The sequence below is a fragment of the Streptomyces sp. ML-6 genome (genome assembly GCF_030116705.1).
Lineage (GTDB): Bacteria > Actinomycetota > Actinomycetes > Streptomycetales > Streptomycetaceae > Streptomyces.
On the sequence record NZ_JAOTIK010000001.1, the window covers coordinates 1,715,586 to 1,727,910 of the forward strand.

The window sequence follows — 12,325 nt, forward strand, 5'->3', positions numbered from 1 at the left end:
ACCCGCAGCAACGAACCGGGGAGGCACGCGCGTGCCTCCCCGGTCCAGGTCCACCCGTTCGGGTTACACCGGGTTCAGCGCTTTCGAACGCCTTCGGCGAGTTCGCCCGCCAGGGAGGTGACGGCGGCCCGGCCGGCCTCCTCGTCGGGGGCGTCCAGCATCGCCTTGACGAAGGCCGAGCCGACGATCACCCCGTCGGCGAAGCCCGCGACCTCGGCGGCCTGTGCGGCGTTGGAGACGCCCAGGCCGACGCAGACCGGCAGCTCCGTCGTGGCGCGGGTGCGCCGGACCAGGTCCTGGGCCTGCTCGCCGACCGAGTTCCGGGTGCCGGTGACGCCCATCAGCGAGGCGGCGTAGACGAAGCCGGAGCCGGCCTCCGTGATGGTGGCGAGGCGCTCGTCCTTGCTGCTCGGCGCGACGACGAACACGGTCGCGAGACCGTGCTTGTCGGCGTGCTCGCGCCACGGGCCGGACTCCTGGACCGGCAGGTCGGGCAGGATGCACCCGGCGCCGCCCGCCTCCGCGAGCTCGGCCGTGAAGCGCTCGACGCCGTAGCGGTCGATCGGGTTCCAGTACGTCATGACGAGGATCGGGACACCGGTCGCCTCGTGTGCCTCGCGGACCGTGCGCATCACGTCGGCGATCTTCACGCCGCCGCGCAGCGCGATGTCGTCCGCGGTCTGGATGACCGGGCCGTCGAGGACCGGGTCGCTGTGCGGCAGCCCCACCTCGACGATGTCCGCGCCGCCCGCCACGACCGCCTTGACGGCCTCGATCGCGCCGTCGACGGTCGGGAAGCCGGCCGGGAGGTAGGCGATGAGCGCGGCCCGGTCCTCCGTCTTCGCCTGCGCGAGGGAGGCGCTCAACAGCTCCACGTTGCCGCTCACTTGGTGACCTCCTGCTCCCCGTCGGCCACATCGGCCTCGACGACCCCGTCGGTTGCGTCGTACAGCCCGAAGTAGCGGGCTGCCGTGTCCATGTCCTTGTCGCCGCGGCCGGACAGGTTGACCACGAGCAGCCCGTCCTTGCCGAGTTCCCTGCCGACCTCCAGGGCGCCGGCCAGCGCGTGGGCGCTCTCGATGGCCGGGATGATCCCCTCGGTGCGGGACAGGAGGCGCAGCGCCTGCATGGCCGCGTCGTCGGTGACCGCGCGGTACTCGCCGCGGCCGATGTCCTTGAGGTACGAGTGCTCCGGGCCGATGCCGGGGTAGTCGAGCCCCGCGGAGATGGAGTACGGCTCGGTGATCTGGCCCTCGTCGTCCTGGAGGACGTAGCTGCGCGAGCCGTGCAGGATGCCGGGCTCGCCCGCGGTCAGGGTCGCCGCGTGCTCGCCGGTCTCCACGCCGTGGCCGGCGGGTTCGCAGCCGATCAGCCGGACGTGCGCGTCCGGGATGAAGGCGTGGAACAGTCCGATGGCGTTGGAGCCGCCGCCGACGCAGGCGATGGCGGCGTCCGGCAGCCGGCCGGCCCGCTCCAGGATCTGGCGGCGGGCCTCGACGCCGATGACCCGGTGGAAGTCGCGGACCATGGCCGGGAAGGGGTGCGGGCCCGCGACGGTGCCGAAGAGGTAGTGGGTGCGGTCCACGTTGGCGACCCAGTCGCGGAACGCCTCGTTGATGGCGTCCTTCAGGGTCCTGGAGCCGGACTTCACCGCGATGACCTCGGCGCCGAGCATCCGCATCCGCGCCACGTTCAGCGCCTGCCGCTCGGTGTCGATCTCGCCCATGTAGATGGTGCAGTCGAGGCCGAAGAGCGCGCAGGCGGTCGCGGTGGCGACGCCGTGCTGGCCGGCTCCGGTCTCGGCGATGACCCTGGTCTTGCCCATGCGCCTGGTGAGCAGCGCCTGGCCCAGCACGTTGTTGATCTTGTGCGAGCCGGTGTGGTTGAGGTCCTCGCGCTTGAGGAAGACCCGGGCCCCGCCCGCGTGCTCGGCGAAGCGCGGCACCTCGGTCAGCGCGCTGGGCCGGCCGGTGTAGTTGACCATGAGCTCGTTGAGCTCGGCGGCGAAGGCCGGGTCGGCCTTCGCCTTGTCGTACTCGACGGCGACCTCGTCCACGGCGGCGACGAGCGCCTCCGGGATGAACTTGCCGCCGAACGCACCGAAATACCCCTCGGCGCTGGGGATCAGACCCTCCGGGTCCGGGATGAAGAAGTCAGATGACATCCGACGTGCTCCTCGACATCGCAATGGGTGGGATCACCGTATGCACCGTGGGCGGAGCGCCGCCACGACCTGGGACGGTCGGGCGGTGGGGGCGTACGTACGTCGAAAACTGCGGGTACGTCGGCCGGGGCTCGCTACGGCGCGGTCCCCGTGCGCCATCGCATGCCGTTGACCTGGCCGGGTTCGTCGCCGATCACGTACCGCACCCGTCGGCCGTGCACCCGGCGGGCGGGGGCGCGGCAGCCGCGGTGCCAGAAGGGCGGCGCGCAGCGTCGGGGCTGGGGGTGGGCGAGCGGCGGGAGACAGCCGTGCGGCGGCGCGGACCCGTCCCGGGCAGCCGTGGTCCCGGCGGGGCGCGGGGCCCTGCGGACACGGAGCACGGGGCGGTCGGCGTACACGGTTCCGGTCAGCCCCGTCCGTGCCGGAGCGCCGGGTGGGCGCCGGCGGCGACCAGGTCGGCGACGGCGGCCCGCGGGTCGCGGCCGGTGACCAGGGACTCGCCCACGAGCACCGCGTCGGCGCCCGCGTTGGCGTACGCGATCAGGTCGTGCGGGCCGCGGACACCGGACTCGGCGACCTTGACGAGGTGGTCGGGGATCTCGGGGGCGACGCGCTCGAAGGTGGAGCGGTCGACCTTGAGGTCCTTCAGGTTGCGCGCGTTGACCCCGATGACCTTGGCCCCGGCGTCCACGGCGCGTTCCGCCTCCTCCTCGTCGTGCACCTCGACCAGCGGCGTCAGGCCGATGGACTCGGCGCGCTCGATCAGGGAGACCAGGGCCTCCTGGTCGAGGGCGGCGACGATGAGCAGGGCGAGGTCGGCTCCGTAGGCGCGGGCCTCCCAGAGCTGGTACGAGGTGACGATGAAGTCCTTGCGCAGGACCGGGATGTCGACCTTGGCGCGGACGGCCTCCAGGTCGGCGAGGGAACCGCCGAAGCGGCGCTGCTCGGTGAGGACGGAGATGACGGACGCGCCGCCCGCCTCGTAGTCCGCGGCCAGTGCGGCCGGGTCGGCGATGGCGGCCAGGGCCCCCTTGGAGGGGCTGGAACGCTTGACCTCGCAGATGACGTTGACGCCCTCGCCGCGCAGGGCGGCGGCTCCGTCCTTGGCCGCCGGGGCGCGCTGGGCGCGCTCCTTCAGCTCGTCGAGGCTGACACGCGCCTGCCGCTCCGCGAGGTCGGCGCGTACGCCGTCGATGATCTCGTCGAGCACACTCACGCGAGCGGCCCCCTTCCGGGACGGTGATGAGGGAACAGGATCAGCCATGTCAATGCTATCCGCAGGAGGGCGAAGGGCTCGAATCCGCTCGGGAAACGTCCCACCAGCTGAGCATTCAGGGGGCCAGAGCCGAACCGAACGGCAGATTGCGGACGACCGAGAAGACCAGCAGCACGGCCCCGATCGCCCACCACACGGCGGGCCGGACCGCGAGGGTCATGGGCCTGCCCCGCCAGGCGCGGACCGTCCAGACCACCCACAGGGCGGCGAAAACCGCGTAGCCGGCGACGGCGAGCGCGTTGGAGCCGAGGGCGGCGGCGATGTCGCCGTGCGCGACGGCGTGGGCGCTGCGCAGCCCTCCGCAGCCCGGGCAGTAGAGCCCGGTGAAGCGGAGCAGCGGACACACGGGGTAGTGGCCGGGCTCGTTGGGGTCCACGGTGCCGACGTAGCCGAAGGCGCCCACGACCAGGGCCAGGACGCCCGCCGGTACGGCGAGGCGCCGGGCGCGCGGGACGGGCGCGGGCGCCGGGGGGAGGCCCGGCGGGAACGGTTGTCCGGGCACCGGCGGGCCGCCGGGGGCGGGCCCGGGGGCCGGTGACGGCACGGCGGCGGGCGGGGTAGGCGTTGCGTCCACCCGGTGATTGTCCCCGCCGAAGCGGCGAGGCGCAGCCCGGACCGGGCTGCGCCTCGCGCTCGTACGGATGCCGTGCCTCAGGAGGTCTGGGCCTGCGCGGCGCGGGCCCTGGCCTGGGCCATCTCCGCGGACTCCTTCGGCATGCCGAGGCCCGCGGCCTTCATCGCGAGCCCGACGACGCCGCCGAGGAGGACGACGGCCATTCCGGCCCAGAAGCCGACGGGGTTGGCCGCGACCATGAAGACGCCGGCGACGCAGAAGCCGATGAAGGAGATGATGACACCGGTCCAGGCGGCCGGGGTGTGTCCGTGGCTGCTGCCCGCCATGAGTTGCTCCTTGTTGGTGATGCGCTGTTGGTATCGCTGTACGCAGGGCCGGTGGCGCCGTTGGGACCGCCGTGCCGAGAGATCGGCTTCATTGTCCCGTACGTGCGGGTAGGACGTGAGCCGGGGGTCACACCTCGCGCGTCGGGTCCTCGCCGCGGTCCAGTGCCTTCCACAGGTCCTCGGGCCGGTCCGGGTCCGGGGCGGTGCGGGCGGCCCTGCGGGGGCGGGGGGTGCCGTCCCGTTCGTAGCGGGCCGACATGGTGGGCCAGCGCTTCCCGTAGCGCAGCGCGAGCAGCCCGGCCAGCAGGATCAGCAGGCCGCCGGCGGCGGTGACGTAGGGCCACACGGTGTGGCTGAGCGCGTCGATGGTGGCCTGGGCGTCGCCGGTGGACTGTGCGGCCTTCTCGTCGAGCGCGGCCCGGTCGACGGCGCCGAGGCAGGCGCTCACTCCGGCGCCGAGGCCGCTGAGGGCGAGGAGCCCGGCGACGACCAGCCGCCCGGCGCCGCGCACCGCGAAGACGGCGACGAGGGCGGCCAGGCCCACCACGGCGAGGACGGCGGGGAGCCCGGTGACGTCCTGGCCCTCGGCGGACAGGGGCAGGAAGCCGCCGCCGACCGAGGCCCGGCCCTCGGCCCAGGTCTGGCCGGAGGACAGCAGGACGACGGTGGCGCCGGCCGCCCCGAGGAGCAGGCCGGCGGCCAGGCTGCGGCGGCTTCCCGGGGCGTCGGGCGCGGTGACGGCTCGGGGCTGGGGTACGGATACGGCACTCACGTACTCCACTATCCCCTACCGCTTCACGCGCCGCGGAGCCGGTTGGCCGTATGGACGGCGCGCAGCACCGCCGCCGCCTTGTTGCGGCATTCGGTGTCCTCGGCGACCGGGTCGGAGTCGGCGACGACCCCCGCCCCGGCCTGGACGTACGCCGTGCCGTCGCGCAGCAGCGCGGTGCGGATGGCGATGGCGGTGTCGGAGTCCCCGGCGAAGTCGAGGTAGCCGACGCAGCCCCCGTACAGTCCGCGGCGGGTGGGTTCGAGCTCCTCGATGATCTGCATCGCCCGGGGTTTGGGCGCGCCGGAGAGGGTGCCCGCGGGGAAGCACGCCGTGAGCACGTCGAAGGCGGTGCGGCCCTCGGCGACGCGGCCGGTGACCGTGGAGACGATGTGCATCACGTGCGAGTAGCGCTCGATGGACATGAAGTCGACGACCTCGACGGTGCCGGGTTCGCAGACCCGTCCCAGGTCGTTGCGGCCGAGGTCGACCAGCATCAGGTGCTCGGCGCGTTCCTTGGGGTCGGCGAGGAGTTCGTCGGCGAGCGCCTGGTCCTCCTGCGGGGTGGCGCCGCGGTGCCGGGTGCCGGCGATCGGGTGGACCATGGCGCGGCCGTCCTCGACCTTGACCAGGGCCTCCGGGCTGGAGCCCGCGATGTCGAAGCCGTCGAACCGGAAGAGGTACATGTACGGCGAGGGGTTGGTGGCGCGCAGCACCCGGTAGACGTCCAGCGCGCTGGCGGCGCAGGGGGTCTGGAAGCGCTGCGAGGGGACGACCTGGAACGCCTCGCCGGCCCTGATGCGTTCCTTCACGTCCTCGACGGCGTCCTGGTACGCCTTGCCGCCCCACAGCGCGGTGTAGGGGGGCAGCTCGGACGGCGGGAGGGCGGCGGGGGTGTTCTCGACGGGGCGCGAGAGGTCGCGTTCCATGGCGTCGAGGCGGGCGACGGCGTCCGCGTACGCCTCGTCGACGCCGGTCGAGAGGTCGTTGTGGTTGATCGCGTTGGCGATCAGCAGGACGCTGCCGTCCCAGTGGTCGAGCACGGCCAGGTCCGAGGTGAGCAGCATGGTCAGCTCGGGGAGGTGGAGGTCGTCCTCGGCGCTGTCGCCGATCCGTTCCAGGCGGCGCACGATGTCGTAGCCGAGGTAGCCGACCATGCCGCCGGTGAAGGGGGGCAGTCCGTCGTCGACGACCAGGTCGTGCGGGGTGTGCAGGGTCTCGATGGTGGCGCGCAGGACCTCCAGCGGGTCCCCGTCGACGGGGACGCCGACGGGCGGGACGCCCAGCCAGTGGGCCTGGCCGTCGCGCGCGGTGAGGGTGGCGGCGCTGCGTACCCCGATGAAGGAGTAGCGCGACCAGGTGCGGCCGTTCTCCGCCGATTCCAGGAGGAAGGTGCCGCTGCGCTCGGCCGCGAGCTTGCGGTAGAGCCCGACCGGGGTGTCGCCGTCCGCCAGGAGCCTGCGGCTGACGGGGATGACGCGCCGGTCCACGGCGAGTTTGCGGAAGGTGTCGAGATCCATGGCGGCTGCCCTACTGCGCGAGTGGGAGGACGTCGGCGTCGAAGCAGGTGCGGTCGCCGGTGTGGCAGGCGGCACCCGTCTGGTCGACCTTGACGAGGACGGTGTCGGCGTCGCAGTCGAGGGCGACGGACTTGACCTGCTGGATGTGGCCCGAGGTGTCGCCCTTGGCCCAGTACTCCTGCCGGCTGCGGGACCAGTAGGTGCACCGGCCGGTGGTGAGGGTGCGGTGCAGGGCCTCGTCGTCCATCCAGCCGAGCATCAGCACCTCGCCGGTGTCGTACTGCTGGGCGATGGCCGGGACGAGTCCGTCGGCGCCGCGCTTGAGGCGGGCCGCGATGGCCGGGTCGAGGTTGCCGGACGGCGGCGGGGTGCTGGGCGTGGGCTCGCTGGTCATGCGCCCATTGTGCCGTGGCCGCGGGGGCCGTTCGGCGCGACGTCCACTGGGCGGACCGGGCGCGGCGGTCGTACGCTGGCGAGCATGTCGACCCATGCGAAGCGTGAACGGCTTCTGCTCGCGGATCTGTTGGAGGCGGCGGGCCCGGAGGCCCCGACCCTGTGCCACGGCTGGACCGCCCGGGACCTGGCCGCCCATGTGGTGGTCCGGGAGCGCCGGCCGGACGCGGCGGGCGGGATACTGGTGGGCGTGCTGAAGAACCGGCTCGAACGGGTGCAGGCGGAGTTCGCCGCGAAGCCGTACGAGGAGCTGGTCCAGCTGATCCGCACCGGGCCGCCGCGGTTCTCCCCGTACGCCGTGAAGCAGGTCGACGAGGCCGCCAACACCGTGGAGTTCTACATCCACGCGGAGGACGTCCGCCGGGCCCAGCCGGACTGGTCGCGGCGGGAGCTGGACCCGGTCTTCGCCGATCTGCTGTGGTCGCGCACCGAGCGGACGGCCCGGCTGCTGGGCCGTAAGTCCCCGGTGGGGCTGGTGCTGCGCCGCCCCGACGGGCGGACGGTGGTGGCGCACAAGGGCCTCCCGGTGGTGACGGTCACCGGTGAGCCCGGTGAGCTGCTGCTCTTCGCGTTCGGGCGGCAGGAGGCCGCGGCGGTGGGGCTGGAGGGCGACAAGGAGGCGGTGGACCGGCTGGGCAGGGCCGAGCTGGGGATGTAGGCCGTACGGGGGCGGGTTCAGCCCGGGAGTTCCGCGCGGCGCAGCCGGGTGAGGGCCAGTCCGGTCACCCCGCCGGCCGCGCACACCGCGGCGCTGACGACGAAGACCGGGCCGGTCCCCCAGACGGCGACGGCCGCGCCCGTGACCGGGTAGCCGAGCGGGGCGATCGCGTGGGTGAACAGGGTCGTCACCGAGGTGACCCGGCCGAGGTAGGCGGGTTCGGTGACGGTCTGGATCAGGGCTCCGCACAGGGCGCCGCCGAGGCCGGCGAAGAGCCCGACGCAGAGGGCCACCGCGACGGCGAGGGGCACCGACGGGACGTGGGCCAGGGCGCCGACGGCGACCGCGGCGGCCAGGACCGTCAGGCACATCACCAGCCCGGCGCGCGGCACCCGGCCGCGCACGGCGAGCAGCAGGGCGGAGGCGCCGGCCCCGGTCCCGAACGCGGCGACGATCCAGCCCATGCCGGAGGCGCCCCAGCCGCGTTCCCCGGCGAGCAGGACCATGCCGAGGTTGAGCGGTCCGGAGAAGCCCAGTTCGGTGACGGCGACGACGAGGACCAGCGGGCCGAGCAGCGGGTGGCGGCGGATGTGCCGCAGCCCGTCGGCCAGGTCCTGCCGGGCGGTGCCGGACGGTTTGGTGTCCTTCCCGCCGGGCAGCGGCCTGATCCGCAGGGACAGCAGCAGCGGCAGCGACACGGCGAAGAGCACCCCGGCCGCGGCGAAGGCGAGCGCCGGGCCGCCGAGGGCCACCGCGACGCCGCCGAGCGGGGCGCCGACGACGTTGGCGGTGCGGACGGAGAGCCCGCGCAGGCCCTGGACGCGGGCCAGCTGGTCCTCGGTGGTGATCCGGGGTGGCAGGGCGCCGACGGCGGGCAGGAAGAGGGCGTCGACCACGCCGAAGACGAGCGCGACGGCGATCAGCAGCCACAGGGCCGGGGCGGTGAGCAGCAGCGCGCCCGCCAGGCCCAGGACGACCAGGCAGCGGGCGGCGTCGCTGCCGATGACGACGCGGCGCGGTCCGATCCGGTCGGCGAGCACTCCCCCGCCGAGCATCAGCGCGGCCCGGGGTATGGAGCCGGCGGCCAGGACGAGGCCGGTCTGGGTCTCGCTGCCGGTGCGGGCGGCGGCCCAGGCGAGTGCCATGTAGTAGACGCTGTCGCCGATCACGGACGCGGTGTGGGCGCCGAGCCAGCGCAGGACGTTGGCGTCGCGGTGGGCGGGGCGTCCGGCGGTCGGTAAGGGCGTTGCGGTGTCGGTGACGGTCATCCGGGGCGTCCTTCTGGGGCGGTGGCTCAGGTGCGGAACGGGAATCCGTACAGGTGCAGCGCGACGTTCTCGCGGCCTTCCGTGTCGCCGGCCTCGGCGCGGGTGCGGCCGAGGCTCTCGTAGCGGTTGACCAGCTCGCTCATCTCCCGGCCCAGGTCTGCGAGTTCCTCGGCGGTGAGGCGGGCCAGGTACTCGGAGAAGAACGCGGCGCTGCGCCACTCGGGGGGCCAGTTGCTCGACGAGTCGAGGTAGCGGCGGTACATCTCGATGTGCTGGTCGAAGGAGAGCCGGTTGATGGCGGCGTGCGTGGCGGCCTTCTCGGGGGCGTCCCTGAAGTCCTCGTCGTGGAAGGTCAGCCCCTTGGAGGCGGGCTGCCACCAGCGTTCGCGGCCGTCCGTGCCCTGCTGCTCGGCCTCCTCGATCAGGCCGTGGTCGGCGAGCTTGCGCAGGTGGTAGCTGACCAGGGAGACCGCCTCGTCGACCTGGTCGGCGAGCTGGGAGGCGGTGGCGCTGCCCGCGACGTAGAGGGCCCGGTAGAGCTTCATCCGCAGGGGGTGTCCGAACGCCTTCAGGGTCTCCAGGTCCGAGACGCGGCGCGATTCGTTGCTTGCCATGCCCCGACCCTAGATACGAAAGAAAACTTGCGCAATATTTATTGCGCAAGAGAAGTTGCGGGTTTTCGGGGCGGGGCCGAACCGGAACGGCGCCGGAAAAGCCGATCGCCGGGCGGGCCCTGGCGGCCCGTCCGGCGATCGATGGGGTGGTGCGGGGTCAGCGGACCGGGTGGCCGGCCTCCCTGAGCGCGTCCTTGACCTCGGAGATCCGCAGATCGCCGAAGTGGAAGACGGAGGCGGCGAGCACCGCGTCGGCCCCCGCCGCGATGGCGGGCGCGAAGTGGGCGAGCCGGCCCGCGCCGCCGGAGGCGATGACGGGGACGGTCACGTGCTTGCGGACCGCCGTGATCATCTCGGTGTCGTAGCCGTCCTTGGTGCCGTCCGCGTCCATCGAGTTGAGCAGGATCTCGCCCGCGCCCAGCTCGGCGGCGCGGTGCGCCCATTCGACGGCGTCCATGCCGGTGCCCCTGCGGCCGCCGTGCGTGGTGACCTCGAAGCTGCCGTCGGGGGTGCGCCGGGCGTCCACCGAGAGCACCAGGACCTGGCGGCCGAAGCGCTCGGCGATCTCCCGGACGAGGTCGGAGCGGGCGATGGCGGCGGTGTTGACGCCGACCTTGTCCGCGCCGGCCCGCAGCAGCTTGTCGACGTCCTCGGCGGTGCGGACGCCGCCGCCGACCGTCAGCGGGATGAAGACCTGCTCGGCGGTGCGGCGCACCACGTCGTAGGTGGTCTCCCGGTCGCCGCTGGAGGCGGTGATGTCCAGGAAGGTCAGCTCGTCGGCGCCCTCGGCGTCGTACAGCTTCGCCATCTCGACGGGGTCGCCCGCGTCGCGCAGGTTCTGGAAGTTGACGCCCTTGACGACCCGGCCGTTGTCGACGTCCAGGCAGGGGATGACGCGTACCGCGAGGCTCATCGCACACCTGCCCGGTATGCCTCGACCTCGACCTCGACGACCAGGCTCGGGTCCACCAGAGCGGCGACGACGACCATCGTCGCGGCGGGGCGGACCTCGCCGAAGAGCTCCTTGTGGGCCCGGCCGACCTCCTCCGTGTCCCGGACGTGGGTGACGTACATCCGGGTGCGGACGACGTCCTCGCGGCCCAGGCCGAGCTGCTTCAGCGCGTCGAGGGCGACCTTGAAGGAGGTGACGGTCTGCTCGTAGGGGCCGCCCGCGGAGATCTGGCCGTTCTCCACCGAGGTGCAGCCCGAGACCAGGACGAGCCCGTTCGGCAGCTCCACCGCGCGGGAGTAGCCGAACCGCTCCTCCCAGGGGGCGCCGGAGGAGACCCGGTTGACGGAATCGCTCATCCGGAGACCACCTGGAGGGCTTCTTCGAGGGTGAACGCCTTCGCGTACAGCGCCTTGCCGACGATCGCGCCCTCGACGCCCTCCGGGACGAGCGAGGCGATGGCCCGCAGGTCGTCCAGCGAGGAGACGCCGCCGGAGGCGACGACCGGCTTGTCGGTGGCGGCGCAGACGTTCTTCAGGAGTTCCAGGTTGGGGCCCTGGAGGGTGCCGTCCTTGGCGATGTCGGTGACGACGTAGCGGGCGCAGCCCTCGGAGTCGAGGCGGGCGAGCGTCTCGTAGAGGTCGCCGCCGTCACGGGTCCAGCCGCGGCCGCGCAGCGTCGTGCCGCGGACGTCGAGGCCGACGGCGATCTGGTCGCCGTGCTCGGCGATGACCTTGGCGACCCATTCCGGGGTCTCCAGGGCGGCGGTGCCGAGGTTGACCCGGCGGCAGCCGGTGGCGAGGGCCGCGGCGAGCGAGTCGTCGTCGCGGATGCCGCCGGAGAGTTCGACCTTGATGTCCATGGCACCGGCCACCTCGGCGATCAGCGCGCGGTTGTCACCGGTGCCGAAGGCGGCGTCCAGGTCGACGAGGTGCAGCCACTCGGCGCCGGCGCGCTGCCAGGCGAGGGCGGCCTCCAGCGGGGAGCCGTAGGAGGTCTCGGAGCCGGACTCGCCGTGGACGAGCCGGACGGCCTGTCCGTCACGGACATCGACGGCGGGGAGCAGTTCAAGCTTCGGCATTACAGCGTCTCGATCCAGTTGGTCAGCAGCTGGGCGCCGGCATCGCCGGACTTCTCGGGGTGGAACTGGGTGGCCCACAGGGCGCCGTTCTCCACGGCGGCGACGAACGGCTCGCCGTGGGTGGCCCAGGTCACCCGGGGGGCGCGGATCTTGGGGTTGGTGACTTCCAGGCTCCAGTCGTGCACGGCGTAGGAGTGCACGAAGTAGAACCGGGCCTCGGGGTCGAGGCCGGCGAAGAGCTGGGAGTCCTCGGGGGCCCGCACGGTGTTCCAGCCCATGTGCGGGACGACCGGGGCCTTCAGCGGGGCGACGGTGCCGGGCCACTCGTCCAGCCCCTCCGTCTCCACGCCGTGCTCGATGCCGCGCTCGAAGAGGACCTGCATCCCGACGCAGATGCCCATGACGGGCCGGCCGCCGGAGAGCCTGCGGTCGATGATCCATTCGCCGCGGGCCTTCCTCAGCCCCTCCATACAGGCGGAGAACGCTCCGACACCGGGCACCAGCAGCCCGTCGGCGTTCATCGCCTTCTCGTAGTCGCGGGTGATCTCGACGTCCGCGCCGACGTGGGCGAGGGCCCGCTCGGCGGAGCGGACGTTGCCGAATCCGTAGTCGAGGACGACGACCTTCTTCTTGCCGCTCTTCATCCGGTCGCTCTTGTTCCGTTCGCTCACGA

The 12,325-nt window shown here is 73.1% G+C and carries 16 protein-coding genes; 1 reads left to right on the plus strand and 15 read right to left on the minus strand.

All coding sequences use genetic code 11. The features are described from left to right. Positions 1–74: 74 nt before the first annotated feature. From trpA to hisI, 9 genes are all read right to left on the minus strand, one after another. Positions 75–887 carry a tryptophan synthase subunit alpha gene (gene trpA / locus OCT49_RS07585; RefSeq protein ID WP_283851119.1) on the minus strand — a complete coding sequence of 271 codons (813 nt, stop codon included), beginning with the start codon at positions 885–887 and terminating at the stop codon, positions 75–77. Beyond that, a complete protein-coding gene (gene trpB / locus OCT49_RS07590; protein ID WP_283851120.1) occupies positions 884–2,164 on the minus strand; it encodes a tryptophan synthase subunit beta in 1,281 nt (426 codons plus the stop codon). The genes trpA and trpB overlap by 4 nt, the downstream gene beginning before the upstream one ends. Positions 2,165–2,298: 134 nt before the next feature. Next, complete coding sequence (gene trpM, locus OCT49_RS40035) at positions 2,299–2,562, minus strand: tryptophan biosynthesis modulator TrpM (RefSeq protein ID WP_502963344.1); 264 nt, start codon at positions 2,560–2,562, stop codon at positions 2,299–2,301. An 8-nt stretch (positions 2,563–2,570) separates the two neighbouring features. After that, complete coding sequence (gene trpC, locus OCT49_RS07595) at positions 2,571–3,380, minus strand: indole-3-glycerol phosphate synthase TrpC (RefSeq protein ID WP_283851121.1); 810 nt, start codon at positions 3,378–3,380, stop codon at positions 2,571–2,573. Between the two features lie 115 nt (positions 3,381–3,495). Continuing rightward, positions 3,496–4,014 (minus strand): DUF2752 domain-containing protein, encoded by a 519-nt coding sequence (locus OCT49_RS07600; RefSeq protein ID WP_391720117.1) that lies wholly within the window; start codon positions 4,012–4,014, stop codon positions 3,496–3,498. Between the two features lie 77 nt (positions 4,015–4,091). Further along, positions 4,092–4,340, minus strand: coding sequence for an HGxxPAAW family protein (locus tag OCT49_RS07605; protein ID WP_283851122.1), 249 nt, complete (start codon positions 4,338–4,340; stop codon positions 4,092–4,094). Between the two features lie 127 nt (positions 4,341–4,467). After that, complete coding sequence (locus OCT49_RS07610; protein WP_283851123.1) at positions 4,468–5,121, minus strand: TIGR02234 family membrane protein; 654 nt, start codon at positions 5,119–5,121, stop codon at positions 4,468–4,470. A 14-nt stretch (positions 5,122–5,135) separates the two neighbouring features. After that, positions 5,136–6,629 carry an anthranilate synthase component I gene (locus tag OCT49_RS07615; RefSeq protein ID WP_283851124.1) on the minus strand — a complete coding sequence of 498 codons (1,494 nt, stop codon included), beginning with the start codon at positions 6,627–6,629 and terminating at the stop codon, positions 5,136–5,138. Between the two features lie 10 nt (positions 6,630–6,639). Beyond that, positions 6,640–7,023 (minus strand): phosphoribosyl-AMP cyclohydrolase, encoded by a 384-nt coding sequence (gene hisI / locus OCT49_RS07620; protein WP_283851125.1) that lies wholly within the window; start codon positions 7,021–7,023, stop codon positions 6,640–6,642. A gap of 84 nt (positions 7,024–7,107) precedes the next feature. Between hisI and OCT49_RS07625 the strand changes: the two genes are divergently transcribed. Continuing rightward, positions 7,108–7,740 carry a TIGR03085 family metal-binding protein gene (locus OCT49_RS07625; protein WP_283851126.1) on the plus strand — a complete coding sequence of 211 codons (633 nt, stop codon included), beginning with the start codon at positions 7,108–7,110 and terminating at the stop codon, positions 7,738–7,740. Between the two features lie 17 nt (positions 7,741–7,757). Here the strand turns inward: OCT49_RS07625 and OCT49_RS07630 are convergent, their stop codons facing one another. The 6 genes from OCT49_RS07630 to hisH all read right to left on the minus strand — a co-directional run bounded on the left by OCT49_RS07630 (position 7,758) and on the right by hisH (position 12,296). After that, on the minus strand, positions 7,758–9,008 hold the full coding sequence (locus OCT49_RS07630; protein WP_283851127.1) for an MFS transporter: 1,251 nt from the start codon (positions 9,006–9,008) through the stop codon (positions 7,758–7,760). Positions 9,009–9,034: 26 nt separating this feature from the next. Then, positions 9,035–9,622 (minus strand): ArsR/SmtB family transcription factor, encoded by a 588-nt coding sequence (locus OCT49_RS07635; RefSeq protein ID WP_283851128.1) that lies wholly within the window; start codon positions 9,620–9,622, stop codon positions 9,035–9,037. Between the two features lie 157 nt (positions 9,623–9,779). After that, complete coding sequence (hisF, locus tag OCT49_RS07640) at positions 9,780–10,535, minus strand: imidazole glycerol phosphate synthase subunit HisF (protein ID WP_283851129.1); 756 nt, start codon at positions 10,533–10,535, stop codon at positions 9,780–9,782. Further along, complete coding sequence (locus OCT49_RS07645) at positions 10,532–10,930, minus strand: RidA family protein (RefSeq protein ID WP_283851130.1); 399 nt, start codon at positions 10,928–10,930, stop codon at positions 10,532–10,534. The genes hisF and OCT49_RS07645 overlap by 4 nt, the downstream gene beginning before the upstream one ends. Continuing rightward, positions 10,927–11,652 carry a bifunctional 1-(5-phosphoribosyl)-5-((5-phosphoribosylamino)methylideneamino)imidazole-4-carboxamide isomerase/phosphoribosylanthranilate isomerase PriA gene (priA, locus tag OCT49_RS07650; RefSeq protein WP_283851131.1) on the minus strand — a complete coding sequence of 242 codons (726 nt, stop codon included), beginning with the start codon at positions 11,650–11,652 and terminating at the stop codon, positions 10,927–10,929. The genes OCT49_RS07645 and priA overlap by 4 nt, the downstream gene beginning before the upstream one ends. Further along, complete coding sequence (gene hisH / locus OCT49_RS07655) at positions 11,652–12,296, minus strand: imidazole glycerol phosphate synthase subunit HisH (RefSeq protein WP_283855704.1); 645 nt, start codon at positions 12,294–12,296, stop codon at positions 11,652–11,654. The genes priA and hisH overlap by 1 nt, the downstream gene beginning before the upstream one ends. Positions 12,297–12,325 lie beyond the last annotated feature (29 nt).

Excerpts from the sequence above, each read along its gene's own strand:
- OCT49_RS07630 (WP_283851127.1), bottom strand. The coding sequence starts at position 9,008 with ATGACCGTCACCGACACCGCAACGCCCTTACCGACCGCCGGACGCCCC.
- hisI (WP_283851125.1), bottom strand. The coding sequence starts at position 7,023 with ATGACCAGCGAGCCCACGCCCAGCACCCCGCCGCCGTCCGGCAACCTC.
- priA (WP_283851131.1), bottom strand. The coding sequence starts at position 11,652 with ATGCCGAAGCTTGAACTGCTCCCCGCCGTCGATGTCCGTGACGGACAG.
- OCT49_RS07635 (WP_283851128.1), bottom strand. The coding sequence starts at position 9,622 with ATGGCAAGCAACGAATCGCGCCGCGTCTCGGACCTGGAGACCCTGAAG.
- OCT49_RS07645 (WP_283851130.1), bottom strand. The coding sequence starts at position 10,930 with ATGAGCGATTCCGTCAACCGGGTCTCCTCCGGCGCCCCCTGGGAGGAG.
- trpB (WP_283851120.1), bottom strand. The coding sequence starts at position 2,164 with ATGTCATCTGACTTCTTCATCCCGGACCCGGAGGGTCTGATCCCCAGC.
- hisH (WP_283855704.1), bottom strand. The coding sequence starts at position 12,296 with ATGAAGAGCGGCAAGAAGAAGGTCGTCGTCCTCGACTACGGATTCGGC.
- OCT49_RS07615 (WP_283851124.1), bottom strand. The coding sequence starts at position 6,629 with ATGGATCTCGACACCTTCCGCAAACTCGCCGTGGACCGGCGCGTCATC.
- OCT49_RS07605 (WP_283851122.1), bottom strand. The coding sequence starts at position 4,340 with ATGGCGGGCAGCAGCCACGGACACACCCCGGCCGCCTGGACCGGTGTC.
- hisF (WP_283851129.1), bottom strand. The coding sequence starts at position 10,535 with ATGAGCCTCGCGGTACGCGTCATCCCCTGCCTGGACGTCGACAACGGC.
- OCT49_RS07625 (WP_283851126.1), top strand. The coding sequence starts at position 7,108 with ATGTCGACCCATGCGAAGCGTGAACGGCTTCTGCTCGCGGATCTGTTG.